The organism is Aquidulcibacter sp. (assembly GCF_020253525.1).
In the GTDB taxonomy this organism is placed as follows: Bacteria; Pseudomonadota; Alphaproteobacteria; order Caulobacterales; family Aquidulcibacteraceae; genus Aquidulcibacter.
Map to the genome: position 1 here is coordinate 93,322 of NZ_JADCBK010000004.1, position 16,815 is coordinate 110,136.

A 16,815-nucleotide genomic window follows, 5' to 3' on the forward strand; every position below is an offset into this window, starting at 1 on the left:
GACAGAGAGGTGCCGCCATGTTGAGCCCTGAAACCAAAGCAACCCTTGAACGCACCAGCACCGCCAGCCTTGCGACCATGCTGTTTAAGCGGGGCCTGCGCAACCAATTCATTCAAGGTGTGCAACGCTTGGGTGGCCGCCGTCCGCGCATGGTTGGCCCAGCCTTTACGCTTCGCTACATCCCCGCGCGCGAAGACTTAAACCCGATCGAGGTGTTTCGCGACCCCAATCATCCCCAGCGTCGGGCTGTCGAGGAGGTGCCGACGGGCCACATCCTGATCATGGACTGCCGACAAGACGCAAGCGCCGCCTCAGCCGGATCAATCCTCCTCACGCGCTTACAGGTGCGCGGGTGTGGCGGGGTGGTGACTGATGGCGGTCTGCGCGATGCCGATGAAATCTCTGACCTCACCATACCCGCTTTTTGTGCGCGTCCTTCCGCGCCAACCAATCTTACCAAACACCAAGCCGTCGACATCAATGTGCCCATTGGCTGTGGTGGGGTTGCGGTTTTTCCGGGCGATATTGCGGTTGGAGATGGCGACGGGGTTGTGATCATTCCGGCCCATTTAGCCGAAGAAATCGCCGCAGAAGCCCGAGGCATGGAGGCGTATGAGGCTTGGGTAGTTGAGCAGGTCAAGGCTGGCGCATCGATCATCGGCCTCTACCCGATGAATGAAGAAACCCGCGCGCGTTACGAGGCCGAACACCCAACTGAAAACAAACGCTAGCGCTTCAGGCCCTAAGGCAGATAACATCTGAGCCATCAGCAAAGATCAAACATGTGCTGGCTGGAGGTTTGCGTGGTCGACCGCATAATGGCTATCTCTCGACGCGGCTCTCTGGGCGTTGCAGCTGCCGGTACCCTTGGTCTTGGAGTACCCACCGCTGCCGCCACGGCCGAATCAGGGGTCGTTCCGGGCCTTGAAGTCCTGTTAGGGCCAAAGCGGGCGCTGTTGGCGGGCAAGCGGGTGGGTCTCATCACCAATCCAACGGGCGTGACGCGCGGGCTTGAAAGCGCGGTTGATCTGATGGCGCAAGCGACCGACTTTAAGCTTGCCGCGCTGTTTGGACCCGAACATGGGGTGCGCGGCGATGCGCAAGCTGGCGCTGCTGTTGCCGATCACCTCGATGCGCGCACGGGCTTGGCCGCCTATAGCCTTTATGGTGCCACCCGCAAGCCGACGCCTGCCATGCTGGCAGGTCTCGATGTGTTGGTCTTTGACATTCAAGACATTGGTGCCCGCTATTACACCTATCCTTGGACGCTGGGCCTGGTCATGCAAGCTGCTCGCGAAGCCGGGATTGGCGTCATTGTGGCCGACCGGCCCAATCCAATTGGTGGGGACAAGGTTGAAGGCCCCGTGCTGGACCCCGCTTTGGCAAGCTTTGTTGGGGCCTATCCCATCCCGGTGCGCCATGGCCTGACGATGGGCGAGCTGGCCCTGATGATGAATAAGGACTTCGCCATAGGCTGTGACTTGACCGTGGTGACGTGCACCACCTGGCGACGCGGGAAGGATTTTAGTCAGACAGGCCTGCCATGGGTGCCGCCTTCGCCCAATATGCCCACTTTGGATACGGCCTTCCTGTATCCGGGAACCTGCCTGATCGAGGGGACAAATCTGTCGGAAGGGCGCGGCACAGCCAAGCCATTTGAGCTGATTGGCGCGCCCTTCATCGATGCGCCTGCGCTGGCAGAGCGGCTAAACCAGCGCAAATTGGCCGGGGTACATTTCCGCCCCGCATATTTCACGCCGACCTTCTCAAAGCATCAAGGCCAGCTTTGCGCGGGCGTACAAATCCACCTGTTGGACCGCGCGAGCATGGCACCCGTGGACGTGGGCCTCACACTCCTGCTCGAGGTCGCAAGCCTGTATGGCCAAGATTTTTCCTTCTTGCCCGGCAATCCGCCGTTTTTCGACAGGCTGGCAGGATTGTCCTGGCTGCGCGATGCAATTGTGGCGGGGGAAAGTCTCGAAAGCATCCACGCACGCTGGCAGCCTGAACTTGAGGCTTTCAAGCGCAAACGATTGGATTGGCTCTTATATCGCTAAAGGCGCAGGCCGCCCTCACGCCCCGCCGCTCATGGGTGGGGATTTGGTCCCAAACGGTCCATTGAGACGGACGATGACGTAATTGAGATAGGTCGCGAACGTGACCCAGAGCACATAGGGTACCAGAAGCGCGCTGGCGAGCGTTGAATAGGGCAATATGCCCACACAAAGCGCCACCACTGAGGTCCAGAGGAAGAAGGATTCCCCCAAAGCCCAATCGGGTCGCTTAAGCGCGAAAAACAAGGGCGACCACAAAAAGTGAAAGACGAAATTGGCCGCATAAAGCCCAATCACAATCATCTGGTCTCGCGGGCTGGCGGCCCCTTCCCAAGCAAGAACTGCCGCCCAAGCCGCTGCCGATAGAATAAGGGTCCAAGCAGGCCCGAACAGCCAATCGGGCGGTTGCCAACTTGGCTTTTTAAGGTTGCGATACCACGGCCCAATCGTGGTCAATGCGCCCCCCGCACCCGCCAACAAAAGCGCCCAAAGTATCGCAGCAAGGATATGTGGTTCAGGCATGGGCGCTCTATGCGGCTGTTGGCCTAAACTAGCAAGACACAATGTCTAGAGGTACGGCATAGGGTGGCAGGCGGCTGGAGGCCCCTTCTGATATGGCTTAGCGTCATCCCTCATTTCCAAATGGACTTGGGTGCCCTATCTAAGGGCTATGCCAATCCTGATCATCCTTGGAATTCTCGCCCTTTTGGCTTTGATCTTTGGCCCGCAATACTGGGTCAAGAGCGTGATGGCGCGCCATGCCACAGACCGGCCGGACTTTCCTGGTACGGGGGGAGAGCTTGCTCGCCATTTGTTGGACGAAGCAGGTCTTGCTGATGTCGGCTTGGAGCAAACCCCGGAGGGCACCGATCATTATGACCCGATTGCCCGGGTTGTCCGGCTCTCGCCCGGCAATCTCAGCGGCCGCTCGGTGACGGCGGTCGCGGTGGCAGCCCATGAAGTAGGCCATGCAATCCAACACCGCGATGGCGACCCTTTCCTCGTAACCCGCACCAAATGGGCGGCGGGGCTTGCAGGCGTCGACAAGATTGCCTTCTGGATGCTGATCTCTATTCCGATTGTGGGCTTATTGATCAAATCACCCCTAATCGCCATGCTGCAAGTTGGGGCCATCATCGCACTTTTGGGCGGGCGCGTGCTCATGCATGTGTTGACCCTGCCTATGGAAATCGATGCGAGCTTTAAGCGCGCCCTGCCGGTGTTGGAGCATGGCGGCTTTTTGCAAGGCGAAGATCTGACCAAGGCCCGTCAGGTGCTGAAGGCCGCTGCGGGCACCTATGTCGCAAGCGCTTTGGCCACGCTCCTCGATGTGATCCGCTGGATACGATAAGCCCGCGACCGATCTGGCCTGCTTGGCACGGAATAAAGGGCAAAACCCTTGCATCCCAGACCCCGCTCAGACTATCGAAGGGGAATGAGCATTCAACTAGCCATAGCCGGGGCTGCCGGTCGCATGGGTCGGGCATTGATTGCCGCGGCAAGCGGCGAAGCTGACCTTACCATCGTTGGCGGGAGTGAGCGCGCTGGCAGCGCCGCCCTAGGTGCTGATCTTGGCATCGTGGCCGGTGGCGATGCCTTGGGTGTCGCATGTGTTGAAAGCCCGCTTGCAGCCGCCCAAAGCGCTGACGTCTGGATTGATTTCACCACGCCGGCGGCCTCGCTTGCAGCATTGGCTGCCCTGAAGGCTTCAGGCGTAAAAGCCATCATTTTGGGCACAACGGGGTTTGAGCCAGCTCAAGAAGCCCAGATTTCTGAAGCTGCCCAACACTTTTGCCTGGTGCGCAGCGGCAATTTCTCGCTCGGCATCAATCTCTTACTCGGTCTTGTCAAACAAGCCGCCGAACGTCTGGGCCCCGAGTGGGATATTGAGATTTTTGAAGCCCATCACCGCCGGAAACTCGATGCGCCGTCGGGCACAGCCTTGATGCTGGGTCAGGCAACAGCCAAGGGCCGCGGGGTATCTCACACCGATGTTGCCACGTTTGACAGACATGGCGCGACAGCCGCCCGAAAGCCGGGAGAGATTGGCTATGCCGTCGCCCGGGGTGGCGGCATTATTGGCGAGCATGAAGTGATGTTTGCCAGCGATGAAGAAGTCATCCGCTTCAGCCATTCAGCCCTCAATCGCACCATCTTCGCCAAAGGTGCCCTCGCCGCCGCCCGCTGGGCCGCAGGCCACGGCCCCGGCCTTTATGACATGTCGGACGTGCTGGGGTTGTAGGGCCGGCTGACAAGCCGCCGCCTACCCCGGCACCAAACGTCGACTGGCGACAATCGTTCCTAACTGACGCAGGGTTTTGCCGTTCACCGGCACGATCGTGTGAGCAGCCCTTATGGCGTCAAATTCTTTCGTGATACCCGCATAACCATCTGGGTTTGGGTAGCCAACCATCACCAGAACATCCCAGTCCGCGTCAGTTCCATCCGATGACAAGAGCCGATAGTCTGTCATCAAGCCTCGCTCGACCGCAATCCTGTCCATTTCGAACCAATTTTCTTTGATGAATTGGCAAAGTGACGCAACATTGCCCTCGCTGGCCTTCAGAAACGTCAACTCAAACGATGCGGCCTTAGGCGAGGCTGCGTGCGCTTGACTTGGCGAAACAGATGCTAAGCCAACCGCCGCCATTAAACCCAAACCCAAAGTCCGCTTTGAACACGCACGCATATGCCACCTCACAAGCTCTCAATGACCATCCAATAGTGCATTTAAGCGAGCAATATCTGCCGGAGCTCGCAGCAGAAGGTCAATCTTCGCCTCGGTTAAATTGGCTTCAGGAAGAAGCAGCGACCCGACCCGACCCAAGATGGCCAAAATGGCTGAAGTTGAAAACAATCTGAGCCGTTATCATCCCGAACAGCGTCAGCCGCGTCCCAGACCTTGTGGTGCAAACTCGCTGAGGTCCCCGCTCTTCGCTGACGCTTCGACGGGGATGACATCGTGGGGGTGGCGCGTTTAGTCTTGCCAAACTGGCAGGGTCATGGCCGGGAAAAGGCTGGCGAGACCGAGGGCGATGTCTTCACGGCCGGGTGCCGTCATGGCATGGAATCCGATGGGCAAGCCGTCGATCAGGCCCATGGGCGCGCTGATCGCAGGCAGGTCGCCGACATTGGCATACATGGTGGCATAGGCCTGATCCACGGGCGGGCCGACATCGTGATCAAAGGCAAGGTGCGAAACGGTCGGGCTGATCACGCCCGCCAAGTCTTCGCGCGCAAAACAGCGACGCAACCGTTCCTTGGTAAGCGCGATCGTCTCATAAGCCTGTTCAATCCGGGCTTGCGGCGCGCCTTGGCCATAGAGCAGCATGGCCCTAAATTCAGCCGTTAAGCCTGATGCTGGGTCGGCTAGTTCAGCAGCCCATTCACGCGCGCCTTCCACTTCGCACACCAACAGACAAGCCAACACGACGTCAATGTCGGTGAAGCCCAAAGCCAGATCAATCTCGATGACCTCTGCCCCCGCGTCGCGCAAGCGTTGGCATGCCGCTGCAAAGCTGGGCTGGATCAGCGTTGGTGGGGCTACACGGTCGCGGGCCACGGCAAAACGTAAGCCCTGCAGCGAGGTCAGTGGGGCAGGCGCGCCCAAGACTTTCGCGACAGCCCAAAGTGTTTCAGGATCTTTGGCCAAAGGTCCAACTTGATCCAAAGTGGTCGACAAGGGCACGACACCGCTCTGGGACACCAAAGTGCCCGAGGGCTTCCAGCCATACACGCCACAATAAGAAGCCGGCAGACGGATGGAGCCCATCGTGTCGGTCCCCAAAGCCGCATCGACAAGACCTGCAGCGATTGCCGCACCCGATCCACCCGACGAGCCGCCGGGTGAGAAATTGGGCCGCCACGGGTTGATACAGCGGCCATAAGCCTTGTTGTCGGTCGTGGCCCCCAGGGCACCTTCATGCATATTCAGGGTGCCGACAATCTCAGCCCCCGCCTCACGCAACAACGCGACAACGGGAGCATCATGGGTGGCAATTGCGTGGCGGCGGGCTTGCGAGCCAGCCGTATTGGCAAGGCCCTGAACCGCAATATTGCCCTTTACCCCCAGCCGAAGACCTGCAAGCGATCCTTGTTCGTTTGGCGGGGTCTCATCAAAGGCGATGAAGGCCTTGAGGGCTTGATTGGCGGCGAGAAGTTTTGCGTGATCCATCAGCGGTGGTCTAGCAGGCGAATGGGCTTTTGTCTGGACTCAATCTGGGTCAAAGCAGCGGTGCCGCCGGGCGGCACCAATTCGACCTGGGCTTCAATGCCCAGCTTGCGCTTCAAGGTCTCGCGATAGGCTTCGGGATTACCACCGCGATCTTCACACACCACGATCAGCTCGTCGCGGCCCTGCCCATCACGCACGACTTTACAGATCCACTCGCCCGCAAAGGCTGGAAGCTCTGCCAGTATCGGCCCGACGGCTTGCGGGAAGACATTGATGCCGCGCAGCTTCACCATATTGTCGGATCGACCGAGGAAGCCTTCAATGCGTTTGAACTGCACGCTAATCGCGCTTGTGTCGGTGCGGAAGGCACTGACGTCATGGGTGTTGAAGCGGATGATGGGATAGACATCGTCCTTGAACAGACAAGTCACGACTAGATCGCCTGTTTGGCCGTCCGGTACGGGTTGTGCGGTGTCGAGATCGCAGATTTCCACCCAGTGCGCGTCTTCCATCACATAATGACCATCCCGGTCGGGGCCTTCGCCTGCGATCATGCCGGTATCGCCGACGCCATACCAGTCATAGCAGGCCGCCCCACCCCAAAGGGCAGAGACCGCATCCTTATCTTCCCGGCCAAATTGGCCCGAGATCATGCGAATGGGGATGTCCACCCCGGGCTCTAGCCCTTCAGCGCGGGCCACTTCTGCCAGCTTTTTGATATAGTCGGTGAAGCCCAAAATCACCGTTGCGCCAAAGTCGCGCATCAGGCCCACCTGCGCCGCACTGCGTGTTTCGATGCCGGTGCCCGCCGACATGAAGGTTGCGCTGGTCCAGCGGGTGACGGCCTCGCGGATATAATGCCCGCCATTGATCATGCCGTGACCATAGACGGAATGGACGACATCGCTGGGGCGCATGCCCTGCCAGCGGAACAGGCGGGCGAGCAAGAGGTTCTGCACCTCCCGGGTTTTGGCCCCAAAGAAGAGCGGCTGGGGTCGCCCCGTTGTACCGCTGGTCGTGTGAAAAATCATCGGCGGGCGGGCACCATCGGGATAGGAATCCAAGCCCGCAAAGTCACCAAACGGGGGGTGGAGCGCAATACTTTCGACAACTTCTTGCTTGCCGAAAGTGGGCAATTTGGGCAAATCGTCGAGCGAGCGGATGTCGCCTGCTTCAATGCCATGCTTGCCCCACAGGCGTTGATAAAAGTGGGTCTTGGCCGCCCGCGCCATGAGCTTTTGAAACAGGCGCTCTTGATGGGCGCGTAACTGGTCGCGACTGATGCTGGTTGCCATCTTCACAAAGTCATCGCCAATCGGGTGGTCTTTGAGGAGGGCTGGATAATCGAGGCTTTGGGCGAAGCTGGTGTGTAAATCCGTCACGAGAGGATCCCTGCGGCAAGGCGGCCCAACAGGCCGACATCAGTGAGTTCGGTCAGCTGGTCTGTGGCCTCGATAAGGGCGTCTTCCAGCTCAGGATTGGCCCGGCCAAAGCCAAAGGCGCAACAGGCTCGGAACTTTGCCAGATGGGCTTGCCGGCTCAAGGGGCGTTGGGGTGTGCCCAAAAGTTTGTCGATTGCCACGTCCAGAACCCGACCATCCTTCAGAACGGCGCGCGCCGATTGCGGCACAAAGGCAGAGGCTTCTGTCACCTCATTGACAACAACTTTGATGCGAGCCGCAAGCGCATGAATCGCCGGATCATTGAGGCGATCTGGTGTAAAGTCTGTCAGCCCGACATCGCCCTTAGTCAAAGCAATCGCGCCGACATAGGGCAGACACAAACGGGCATAATTGACTTCCAATGGCGGGGGCGCGATGGGGCGACCGACCAGATGGTGGATCAAGGGCGGGGCTGAAATCGTCAGATGGTCGAGATTGTCGGCCGTCAGACCTTGGCGCGCCAAGTCTTGGATCATGTCGATCCCCCCGTGGGAGGCGCGACCACTGGGGAAGGGTTTCCAACTGACCTCTGCGGCGCGCCAATTTTGGCCAAGGCTTGCCATCACAGGCTCTAACGCTATGTCGCGTTCAAACAGCGAGAGATAGCCGAACGGCCCATCGATGGATCCCATGGGTCCGGGCAGACCTGCTTCGACCAAATCAACCGCGACAAAGGCAGAGCGGGCGGCCCCGGCGACACTAGCCGCCAAAGCGGGCGTGCCTTCAACATGGGCCTGCATCGTGCCGGATGCAAAGGCAAGCGCATAGCCAAAAGCGTGGGCCGTTTGGTCCGCACTTAAGCCTCTGGCATGAGAAAGTGCCGCGACCGCGCCGAACAGGCCACAGGTGGCAGGTCGAAAGAAGCGGATTTGGGACTTTGCCGCGACACCGAGGCCTGCTGCAACATCAACCCCGATCGCCGCCGCAGAAACATAGCGTTCACCACTGAGGCCTACCCGTTGTGCGTCCGCCAGTAAGACCGGGACTACCACGGTGAACGGGTGCAAAACCGCCCCCTCATGCACACAATCAAACTCTAACGCATGGGCCTGAAACGCATTGACGAAGGCGGCATGGGGGGCGGGCAAAGCTTCTCCGGTGGCAAAAACATTCGCATGGGTCCCATCGCCCCATGCTGCTGCCGCTTGGCGGACACCTGCTGCATAGGGGGAACGGGTGCCCGCAATTCCAACGCCAATCAAATCCAAGGTAAAGTTGCGGACAGCTTGGACCACTTCGGGCGGTAGATTGGCCAAAGTGGTTGAGGCCACATGTTGGGCGAGCTTTTGCGCCGCTGTGTGTGGCGCATCCGTCTGTATAGACTCTGAGCTTTGTCCGGACATATTGGGGACATAGCATGCTATGAGGGAAGCGCAATCGCTCTGACCCATTTTGCCGATCGAGACTGGAAAAACCTGCAGACCATGACGCCTAGGCCACCCAATGCCCCATCCTTGAAACTGCCTTCGCCGGCAGAGGCAGCGAGACTATTGGCTGAACGGGCGCGCGGCGGGCGTGTTTTCATTCCAGCAGGGCCAGTGGAGCCTTTAACCTTGGCAGAAGCTTTTCGGGAAAGTCCCGGACTGGCCGATGGGGTGAGCTTTTGTGGCCTGTTCATTCCGGGGCTTAATCGTTTGGATTGGGCTGCACTATCGCCCGAAGCACAAGCAGAGGTTTTTCTGCCAAGCCCTGACTTTGCGGCGACCATCGCCACGGGGCAGACCCGCGTGATCCCCAGTCATTATTCAGCCGCTTGGCGCTTCTTCCAGACGGCACCGTTCAAGGCGGCGGTGTTTCACCTTTCCCCACCAGATGTCGATGGCTTTTGCTCGCTGTCCTTATCGGCGGATGCAAGCCCAGCCTTTTTTGATCGCGCTGTTTTTAAATTAGGCTTGATCAATCCCAGCTTGCCCGTGGTGCGGGGGGCGCCAAAGCTGCATTTAGGCGCTTTGGATGCGTGGGTGGAGGCCGATGCCCCGCCTGCGGAATTATCGACGCCAGCGCCTTCGGGTGATGTGCATGCCTTGGTTCAGCACGTGACAGGCTTGATTGAGGATGGGGCGACATTGCAGGCGGGGATTGGCAAATTGCCCGGTGCGATTATGGCGGGGCTGACCAACCGCCGCGGGCTGTCCATCCATTCGGGCTTGATTGGCGACTGGGTCCTGCCGCTAATGGAGGCTGGGGCCTTGGCAGAAGCCGAGGGAAGTTTGAAGGCTGGCGCTATTCTTGGCAGTCACACACTGCAGACCCGTATGGCGCAAGAGCCGCGCTTAAAGCTGATCCCGATTGCCGAGACCCACGGCGCGGCCCATCTTGGCGCGATTGCGCGCTTTATCAGCCTCAATGCGGCGCTGGAGGTAGATTTGTTCGGCCAGATCAATTGTGAGTTCGCTGGATCGCGCACCTTGGCAGGCGTTGGCGGGGCGGTCGATTTCTTGCGTGGCGCGCGTCTCAGCCCCGGTGGCAAGCCCATCGTGATGGTGCAAAGTCTCGGCAGGCAAGGAGAAAGCCGAATTGTGCCGCGCCTTAGCGCACCGAGTGTGTCTATCGCCCGCTCTGACGCGCCGATTTTGGTGACCGAGCACGGTGCAATTGATCTTGAACCCCTCGACAGCGAGGCGCGCGCCCAAGCAATCATCTCGCTCGCAGCCCCTCAGCATCGTGCGGACTTGTTGGCCGCTTGGGCGCAACACAAAGGTGGCAAACTATGAGTGCGCCCAACTCCCTCTATCGCCGTTTGGCAGATGAGTTGCGCAAAGCGATTGCGTCTGGCCAGTATCCAACCGGCAGCCTACTTCCTACTGAATCTGACCTGTGTGCCACCCATCAAGTCTCACGCCATACCGCCCGTGACGCCTTGCGTATCCTAACCGATGAAGGCCTGATTGAGCGGCGGCGGGGTGCAGGTTCCGTTGTGATTGCCGCCAAACCCGTTGGCCCCTTCTCGCAAGGCTGGGGCGAGATTGGCGATATTCTTCAATATGCGCGCGATACGCGCCTTGTCATTCAAAGCTATGGCGTCGCTGATCCCGCAGATTTGGTGGCTATGGGCCTTGACCCAACGTTGGATTGGATCGGGATTGATGGTCTGCGGGTGCGCGCAAGCGGCGGCAGACCTCTCGCCCATACCCGCATCTGTGTCCGGGCAGACCTTGCGCCACCGCGCGCCGCTTTGGACGATTGGCCCCATGCCATTGCCGAATATATCGCTCGCCATTCTGGGGTTCTGGCGGCCACGATTGAGCAGGATATTTCCGCGATCAAGTTAAGCCGCGACCTAGCCAAGCGCCTGCACGAGCATGCGGGCGATCCAGCACTTCGCACACGGAGACGCTATGGCGATGCTTCGGGCCATATTTATCAAGCCAGCATCAGCATCCATCCGGGCGAGCATTTCACCTATTCGATGTCGGTTAGTCGCTAACTTGCCATCATCATAATGCCGACGCCTGTGGCGGAGATAGCGGCAATAATGGCGGTCTGGATCAGAAGGGCTCCTACCGCGCGTGGGCCCAACAGCATCACGCCCTTGATTGAGGTATTGGCCCCTAAAGCGACCATCGAGACGATCAAGCAGATGCTGGAAATCTTGGTCAGGGCGGCAATGCCTTCAGGCGTCAACCAGCCTGTATTGGCGACCACGATGGCGGCCACAAAGCCCAAGAGGAAAACCGGCACGGTGGCTTCATTTTCTTCCTGTTCGCCTTCTTTCCGGTCGCGCCAAGACAAGATCATCAACAGGCCAAAGATCACGACCGGCATCATGGCTACGCGGATCATTTTAACGGTGGTGGCTGCAGGGGTTGCCGCTTCGCCATAGACGTCCGACGCCGCAACGACTTGGGCAACTTCATGGATGGATGCGCCGAGGAACACCGCTGAAGGAATCATTGGGATATTGAAGAAGTGACACAACGCCGGATAGGCCACCACAGCAATCGTTCCGATAATGGTAATGCTCGCCACGGTGGCGACCACGTCGCGCTCCACATTGGAATTGGGACGGCGCGCCAAAACTGTGGCAATCGCCAAAGCGGCCGAAGCCCCGCAAATCGCAACCGAGGTCGCCGTCAAGAACGCCGTGGCGCGCGGAAGTTTCAAAGCGCGTCCGGCGAGATAGCCTAAGCATAAGGTGCCAAAAGCGGCAGAGACTGCGATTACGGCGGGTTGCCAGCCCAGGGCCTGCAAGTCTGAGATTGTGATCCGAAAGCCCATCAGGGCAACGCCAACCCGCAACAAAGGCTTCGCCAATAGATCATTGCCGGGCTTAAAGGCGGGCTTGGTCAACACAATCGCTGCCAACATGCCAAGAAGCAAAGCGATCAACAGGGTGGGAACGCGCGTGCCTTGGGTCGGAAAATAAGCGATGGCGGCCAGAAACAGGCCCAAGCCTACACCGGGGCCAAACTTTGAAAGCGATTTAATCATTAGGCCCCACACTCATGCGCATCACCCCACGCGCTGACTATATTAGCTTAGGGCTGTTTCACCGGACTGTGCAATTGGGGCCGGTGTGGCGTTATGTTTGCGGTTACGGTGCAAAACCATCCGGTCGTGCAGGCAACAAATGGTTTGGCTTCCTGTAGATTTGAAAAGGCCAGGGATTAGGCCATGAATGATGCAGGCAAAAGCCGCCCCCAACATTTGGAAACCAAAGCTAAAGGCCACGCCTAAATGTTCAAAATAGGTTTCGCCAACGCTCTCTGGATGCTCGACGAATAATTTTTTGAACATGTCTGCTCTCTCCCTCTTTACTGGAAAAGGTTCTCACAGATTCTATGGTAAATTTTCACTTTCTTATTGAGTATCAGCAAGGCTTTGATATAATTCTTCGATCATGAAGCCAGAAAATCAAAAAATCGACGAAGCAGACATTAAGCTTTTGTCCATACTTCAAACCGATGCCTCTGTATCTTTGGAGGAAATATCGTCGCGCACGGCGATGTCGGCCAATACAGCTTGGCGACGAATTAGGCGGATGGAAGAAGCGGGCATTATCGCCAAGCGGGTGGCCTTGATCGATCCCGAAACGGTTGGTCTTGGCATGACGGTCTTTGTCGCCATCAAAACGTCGGACCACTCTGATGAATGGCTGGAAAACTTTGCGCGCTCGGTCTCGGCAATCCCTGAGGTGGTGGAGTTTTACCGCATGAGCGGGGATACCGATTATTTGCTCAAACTCTTGGTCGCTTCCATCGCCGACTATGACCGCGTCTACAAAAAATTGATCCGGAGTGCGAAGCTGAGCGATGTGAGTTCCAGCTTTGCCATGGAGACCATCAAATTCACCACCGCCGTTCCTTTGCGAATTTAGCTTTTGGTACAAGTTTTTATGGTCTAAAGGGCAGGCATGAGCTTAAAGCGCGTCCTTTTGATCGTAGGTGGCGGAATTTCTGCCTATAAGGCCCCCGAATTGGTGCGGGCGCTGGACAAGCATGGCATTGGCTGTCGGGTTATCCTGACCCAAGCGGGCAGCCAATTCGTGACACCTTTGACTTTGGCGAGCCTAACCAAGGATGACGTGCATCAAGAGCTGTTCAATCTGACCCATGAAGCCAAGATGGGCCATATTGAATTGTCGCGCAGTGCGGACTTGGTTTTGGTGGCCCCGGCGACGGCGGATTTGATTGGCAAAGTTGCTAATGGCTTGGCCAATGACTTGGCCTCAACGGCTTTGCTGGCGACTGATAAGCCCGTCTTGATGGCCCCGGCTATGAATGTCCGCATGTGGGAACATCCTGCGGTGCAGCGTAATCTGGCGACGTTGCGCGCAGATGGTGTTCACTTCATTGGACCCGATGAAGGGGCGATGGCCTGTGGCGAATATGGGCTTGGCCGTATGGCAGAGCCTGAAGCCATAGCCACGGCCCTAGAAGCGTTTTGGTACAAAGCCTCTGCCGATAAACCCTTGCGAGGCAAGCGCGCCGTTGTGACTGCCGGGCCAACTTTAGAGGCGTTTGACCCCATCCGCTTTTTGTCCAACCGGTCTTCCGGTAAGCAAGGCTATGCCATTGCGCACGCACTCGCCGAAGCTGGCGCAGTGGTGACCTTAGTGTCGGGCCCTACAGCGCTGAACGATGTGCCGGGCGTGAGCATGGTGCGGGTGGAAAGCGCGCGGGAGATGTTGGCAGCCTGTCAAAGTGCTTTGCCCGCCGATATTTTTGTTGCCGTTGCGGCTGTTGCTGATTGGCGGCCCGAGACCCGGGCAGATGTAAAGCTGAAGTTGAAGGGTGACGTCAAAGCACCCGCTATGACTTTGGTTGAAAACCCAGATATTCTGGCCACCATTGCCCAACCGGGGCCGAAAAGGCCGAAACTGGTCATTGGCTTTGCGGCCGAAACGCACGAAGTCTTAGCCTATGCCACGGCCAAACGGACAAAAAAAGGTTGTGACTGGGTAGTGGCCAATGATGTATCTGGCGATGTGATGGGTGGGGAGAGCAATCGAATTCTGCTGGTCACCGCAGAAGGGCACCAAAGTTGGCCCGAAGCGCCAAAAACCCAAATCGCCGTCCGCCTCGCTGAAGCAATTTCAGCGCATTTCAAGACTTCACCCGCCTAGAACGGCCAGAAAATCCCTAACATCAAGAGGCCGACCACAATCCGGTAATAGGCAAAGGGCGCAAAACCCATGCGCTGCACGATGCCAATGAATAATTTTATCACAAAAATCGCGGTGATAAACGAGACGATAAAGCCGATGGCGACCAAAATTAGGTCTTGCCCACCTTGCGCCAGAAGAGCCTCGCGATTGCTCCAGCCTTCATAGGCAAACACCCCCACCATGGTCGGGATAGAGAGGAAGAAGCTGAATTCTGCTGCAGGCTTGCGGTCGACACCCAGCATCATGGCCCCAATAATGGTGGCTCCCGAACGCGACATGCCCGGGATCAACGCCAGACATTGGCACAAACCAATCTTCAAACCCAGGCCGACCGAGATGTCATCAACATCGAGTACTTGCGGCTGCGGACGGAACCGCTCGGCCAGCAGGATCAAGATGCCCCCAATAACCAAAGTCACCGATACCACGACTGGACTGAACAAAACGCCTTTGATGAAGTCGTGTAGCAAGGCCCCGAGCATCATCGACGGAAAAAAGGCAAGAAGGACAGCTGCCGCAAATTGGCGCGATGCGGGGCTCGAAGGAAGCGTGATGAAGGCCCCCCAGAGCTTTTCAAAATAAAGTACCACGACGGCAAGGACCGCCCCGAGCTGAATCATAGTCTCGAACGTGTCGGGAACATCACCGGGCAGCAATTGCTCGGCCAGAATTAAGTGGCCTGTCGACGAAATCGGCAAGAATTCTGTCAGGCCTTCGATAATGCCCAACAAAACGGCTACGAGGTAATCGCTCATCTCATCCATTCAACTGCAAGCGTGGTGAAAGGCCTCATGGCATGGCTTCACGCGCAAAACCAGCCGAGCTTGCATCTGTGTAATAGGTATACTTCATTACCTATAAGCACGCCTAAGTCTTCACCATATCGCGACCATTTGGTGGTCAGCTTCGTCCGTCCAGCCTATATAGGTACCATAGCTTACCTAATAATGCAGATTGAACTTGGCAAAGCCGAGCTTTGACGGTAACGGAAGCTAGGCTGGCGTGGCGATTGCGCTGGTGATCTTTGGAATTGCGAGACAATTATGGCCGAACGGCTCCTTAAATTCGTCAGTATTGACCCCCAAACGCCCGAGAAGCGTCCTGCCTCTGCGCGTACGGCGGATTTCCACGAGATTTATGGGGAGTTCATCACCCAAAAGGCCAATGAGCAGGCTTCGCGCTGTTCACAATGCGGTGTGCCCTTCTGCCAATCCGGTTGCCCCCTGCAGAACAACATTCCTGACTGGCTGAAAATGACGGCGGAAGGCCGACTTGAGGAGGCCTATGCGCTATCTTCTGCGACAAACTCAATGCCCGAAATCTGTGGCCGCATCTGCCCGCAAGACCGCCTGTGTGAAGGTGCCTGCGTGATTGAGCAATCTGGCCATGGCGCTGTCACGATTGGGGCTGTGGAGCGCTATATCACCGAGACCGCATGGGAGAATGGCTGGATCGAGCCGATTGTGCCGCCCAAGGAACTGGCAGAGCATGTTGGTATCATTGGTGCGGGCCCTGGTGGCCTGGCTGCCGCAGAAGCGCTGCGCAACAAGGGCTATCAGGTCACGATTTATGACCGCTATGACCGCGCAGGTGGTCTTTTGATGTATGGAATTCCCGGCTTCAAGCTGGAAAAGGATGTGGTGACCCGCCGAGTGGAGCATTTAAAGGCTTCGGGCGTGAAATTTAGGCTCAATTATGAAATAGGCCGAGATGGGACGCTGGCCGATCTTCGCGCCACTCACGACAGCGTCTTGATTGCGATCGGCGTCTATAAAGCCCGCGCTTTACCTTGCCCCGGCTCGAGCGGCCCAGGTGTCGTTGAGGCTTTGGACTATCTGACCGCTTCTAATCGCGTGGGTTTGGGTGATCAGGTCGCAGACTTTGAGGCAGGCGCACTTAATGCGGCGGGCAAGCGCGTGGTGGTCATTGGCGGCGGCGATACGGCAATGGACTGCGTTCGCACCGCCATCCGGCAAGGGGCGGCAAAAGTCACCTGCCTCTATCGTCGCGACCGCGCCAATATGCCGGGCAGCGCCCGCGAGGTCAGCAATGCCGAAGATGAAGGCGTGACATTTGAGTGGTTGGCTGCGCCAAAGGCGGTCCACTCGAACGAAGCTGGTGTTACCTCCGTTCTGGCCGCACGCATGCGCCTAGGCGAAGCTGATGCCTCGGGACGACAAAGCCCTGAAGAAGTTGCAGGTGGCGAGTTTGAGGTGCCTGCTGATATGGTCATTAAGGCGCTGGGCTTTGACCCCGAAAATGTGCAGACCTTGTTTGATGAGCCTGCCCTGAAAGTCAGCCGCTGGGGCACGATTCGGGCGGATGCAATCACGGGCGAGACCTCCATCCCGAACGTCTTTGCCGCAGGCGATATTGTTCGCGGGGCCTCGCTAGTTGTCTGGGCAATCAAGGATGGCCGTGAGGCCGCGGAGCATATGCATACAGCCATGCGCAAACAGGCCCGGATGCGCGCCACCGCAGCTAAATTTGCGGCCCAATAAGCCGTCCCACACTTCGCAGACAAAACAGGGCTTCGGC

Annotated in this window: 17 protein-coding genes; 9 read left to right on the plus strand and 8 right to left on the minus strand. The window is 58.0% G+C overall.

The features are described from left to right. Positions 1–17: 17 nt before the first annotated feature. On the plus strand, positions 18–731 hold the full coding sequence (locus tag IOB61_RS01015) for a ribonuclease activity regulator RraA (protein ID WP_290810863.1): 714 nt from the start codon (positions 18–20) through the stop codon (positions 729–731). 72 nt (positions 732–803) lie between these two features. Continuing rightward, entirely contained in the window at positions 804–2,057 is a 1,254-nt protein-coding gene (locus IOB61_RS01020) for a DUF1343 domain-containing protein (protein WP_290810866.1), read from the plus strand. A gap of 15 nt (positions 2,058–2,072) precedes the next feature. On the opposite strand, the gene IOB61_RS01025 is transcribed toward IOB61_RS01020, so the two are convergent. Further along, positions 2,073–2,576: a TspO/MBR family protein gene (locus tag IOB61_RS01025; protein WP_290810869.1), complete on the minus strand. Its 504-nt coding sequence runs from the start codon at positions 2,574–2,576 to the stop codon at positions 2,073–2,075. A 148-nt stretch (positions 2,577–2,724) separates the two neighbouring features. Here IOB61_RS01025 and IOB61_RS01030 point away from each other — a divergent pair, with 148 nt between their 5' ends. Both IOB61_RS01030 and dapB read left to right on the plus strand, forming a co-directional pair. Continuing rightward, entirely contained in the window at positions 2,725–3,405 is a 681-nt protein-coding gene (locus IOB61_RS01030; protein WP_290810871.1) for a zinc metallopeptidase, read from the plus strand. An 84-nt stretch (positions 3,406–3,489) separates the two neighbouring features. Next, positions 3,490–4,296, plus strand: a complete 807-nt coding sequence (gene dapB, locus IOB61_RS01035) for a 4-hydroxy-tetrahydrodipicolinate reductase (protein WP_290810874.1) — start codon at positions 3,490–3,492, stop codon at positions 4,294–4,296. A gap of 21 nt (positions 4,297–4,317) precedes the next feature. On the opposite strand, the gene IOB61_RS01040 is transcribed toward dapB, so the two are convergent. The 4 genes from IOB61_RS01040 to IOB61_RS01055 form a co-directional block, all read right to left on the minus strand. Continuing rightward, positions 4,318–4,743, minus strand: coding sequence for a hypothetical protein (locus IOB61_RS01040; protein WP_290810876.1), 426 nt, complete (start codon positions 4,741–4,743; stop codon positions 4,318–4,320). Between the two features lie 288 nt (positions 4,744–5,031). Then, positions 5,032–6,228 carry an amidase gene (locus IOB61_RS01045; protein ID WP_290810879.1) on the minus strand — a complete coding sequence of 399 codons (1,197 nt, stop codon included), beginning with the start codon at positions 6,226–6,228 and terminating at the stop codon, positions 5,032–5,034. Next, positions 6,228–7,610 carry a hypothetical protein gene (locus IOB61_RS01050; protein ID WP_290810882.1) on the minus strand — a complete coding sequence of 461 codons (1,383 nt, stop codon included), beginning with the start codon at positions 7,608–7,610 and terminating at the stop codon, positions 6,228–6,230. Before IOB61_RS01050 ends, IOB61_RS01045 begins: the two co-directional genes overlap by 1 nt. Further along, a complete protein-coding gene (locus IOB61_RS01055) occupies positions 7,607–9,013 on the minus strand; it encodes an MmgE/PrpD family protein (protein WP_290810886.1) in 1,407 nt (468 codons plus the stop codon). The genes IOB61_RS01050 and IOB61_RS01055 overlap by 4 nt, the downstream gene beginning before the upstream one ends. A gap of 111 nt (positions 9,014–9,124) precedes the next feature. Between IOB61_RS01055 and IOB61_RS01060 the strand changes: the two genes are divergently transcribed. Together IOB61_RS01060 and IOB61_RS01065 are read left to right on the plus strand one after the other, a co-directional pair. Further along, on the plus strand, positions 9,125–10,384 hold the full coding sequence (locus IOB61_RS01060) for an acetyl-CoA hydrolase/transferase C-terminal domain-containing protein (protein ID WP_290810889.1): 1,260 nt from the start codon (positions 9,125–9,127) through the stop codon (positions 10,382–10,384). Beyond that, positions 10,381–11,097, plus strand: a complete 717-nt coding sequence (locus IOB61_RS01065; RefSeq protein WP_290810892.1) for a GntR family transcriptional regulator — start codon at positions 10,381–10,383, stop codon at positions 11,095–11,097. The genes IOB61_RS01060 and IOB61_RS01065 overlap by 4 nt, the downstream gene beginning before the upstream one ends. Here IOB61_RS01065 and IOB61_RS01070 read toward each other — a convergent pair. Together IOB61_RS01070 and IOB61_RS01075 are read right to left on the minus strand one after the other, a co-directional pair. Continuing rightward, entirely contained in the window at positions 11,094–12,101 is a 1,008-nt protein-coding gene (locus IOB61_RS01070) for a putative sulfate exporter family transporter (RefSeq protein ID WP_290810895.1), read from the minus strand. The genes IOB61_RS01065 and IOB61_RS01070 overlap by 4 nt on opposite strands. Positions 12,102–12,143: 42 nt before the next feature. Then, on the minus strand, positions 12,144–12,407 hold the full coding sequence (locus tag IOB61_RS01075) for a DUF6356 family protein (RefSeq protein WP_290810898.1): 264 nt from the start codon (positions 12,405–12,407) through the stop codon (positions 12,144–12,146). A gap of 103 nt (positions 12,408–12,510) precedes the next feature. Here IOB61_RS01075 and IOB61_RS01080 point away from each other — a divergent pair, with 103 nt between their 5' ends. Continuing rightward, complete coding sequence (locus IOB61_RS01080; RefSeq protein ID WP_085340610.1) at positions 12,511–12,987, plus strand: Lrp/AsnC family transcriptional regulator; 477 nt, start codon at positions 12,511–12,513, stop codon at positions 12,985–12,987. Between the two features lie 36 nt (positions 12,988–13,023). Beyond that, positions 13,024–14,235, plus strand: coding sequence for a bifunctional phosphopantothenoylcysteine decarboxylase/phosphopantothenate--cysteine ligase CoaBC (coaBC, locus tag IOB61_RS01085; RefSeq protein WP_290810902.1), 1,212 nt, complete (start codon positions 13,024–13,026; stop codon positions 14,233–14,235). Here the strand turns inward: coaBC and IOB61_RS01090 are convergent. Continuing rightward, on the minus strand, positions 14,232–15,032 hold the full coding sequence (locus IOB61_RS01090; RefSeq protein ID WP_290810905.1) for an undecaprenyl-diphosphate phosphatase: 801 nt from the start codon (positions 15,030–15,032) through the stop codon (positions 14,232–14,234). The genes coaBC and IOB61_RS01090 overlap by 4 nt on opposite strands. A gap of 288 nt (positions 15,033–15,320) precedes the next feature. Here IOB61_RS01090 and IOB61_RS01095 point away from each other — a divergent pair, with 288 nt between their 5' ends. After that, positions 15,321–16,778, plus strand: coding sequence for an NAD(P)-dependent oxidoreductase (locus IOB61_RS01095; RefSeq protein WP_290810908.1), 1,458 nt, complete (start codon positions 15,321–15,323; stop codon positions 16,776–16,778). Positions 16,779–16,815: the final 37 nt, after the last annotated feature.

What these genes read in the sequence shown, in the direction of transcription:
- IOB61_RS01015 (WP_290810863.1), top strand. Translation starts at nt 18, where the DNA reads ATGTTGAGCCCTGAAACCAAAGCAACCCTTGAACGCACCAGCACCGCC.
- IOB61_RS01025 (WP_290810869.1), bottom strand. Translation starts at nt 2,576, where the DNA reads ATGCCTGAACCACATATCCTTGCTGCGATACTTTGGGCGCTTTTGTTG.
- IOB61_RS01030 (WP_290810871.1), top strand. Translation starts at nt 2,725, where the DNA reads ATGCCAATCCTGATCATCCTTGGAATTCTCGCCCTTTTGGCTTTGATC.
- dapB (WP_290810874.1), top strand. Translation starts at nt 3,490, where the DNA reads ATGAGCATTCAACTAGCCATAGCCGGGGCTGCCGGTCGCATGGGTCGG.
- IOB61_RS01040 (WP_290810876.1), bottom strand. Translation starts at nt 4,743, where the DNA reads ATGCGTGCGTGTTCAAAGCGGACTTTGGGTTTGGGTTTAATGGCGGCG.
- IOB61_RS01045 (WP_290810879.1), bottom strand. Translation starts at nt 6,228, where the DNA reads ATGGATCACGCAAAACTTCTCGCCGCCAATCAAGCCCTCAAGGCCTTC.
- IOB61_RS01055 (WP_290810886.1), bottom strand. Translation starts at nt 9,013, where the DNA reads ATGTCCGGACAAAGCTCAGAGTCTATACAGACGGATGCGCCACACACA.
- IOB61_RS01065 (WP_290810892.1), top strand. Translation starts at nt 10,381, where the DNA reads ATGAGTGCGCCCAACTCCCTCTATCGCCGTTTGGCAGATGAGTTGCGC.
- IOB61_RS01070 (WP_290810895.1), bottom strand. Translation starts at nt 12,101, where the DNA reads ATGATTAAATCGCTTTCAAAGTTTGGCCCCGGTGTAGGCTTGGGCCTG.
- IOB61_RS01075 (WP_290810898.1), bottom strand. Translation starts at nt 12,407, where the DNA reads ATGTTCAAAAAATTATTCGTCGAGCATCCAGAGAGCGTTGGCGAAACC.
- IOB61_RS01080 (WP_085340610.1), top strand. Translation starts at nt 12,511, where the DNA reads ATGAAGCCAGAAAATCAAAAAATCGACGAAGCAGACATTAAGCTTTTG.
- coaBC (WP_290810902.1), top strand. Translation starts at nt 13,024, where the DNA reads ATGAGCTTAAAGCGCGTCCTTTTGATCGTAGGTGGCGGAATTTCTGCC.
- IOB61_RS01090 (WP_290810905.1), bottom strand. Translation starts at nt 15,032, where the DNA reads ATGAGCGATTACCTCGTAGCCGTTTTGTTGGGCATTATCGAAGGCCTG.
- IOB61_RS01095 (WP_290810908.1), top strand. Translation starts at nt 15,321, where the DNA reads ATGGCCGAACGGCTCCTTAAATTCGTCAGTATTGACCCCCAAACGCCC.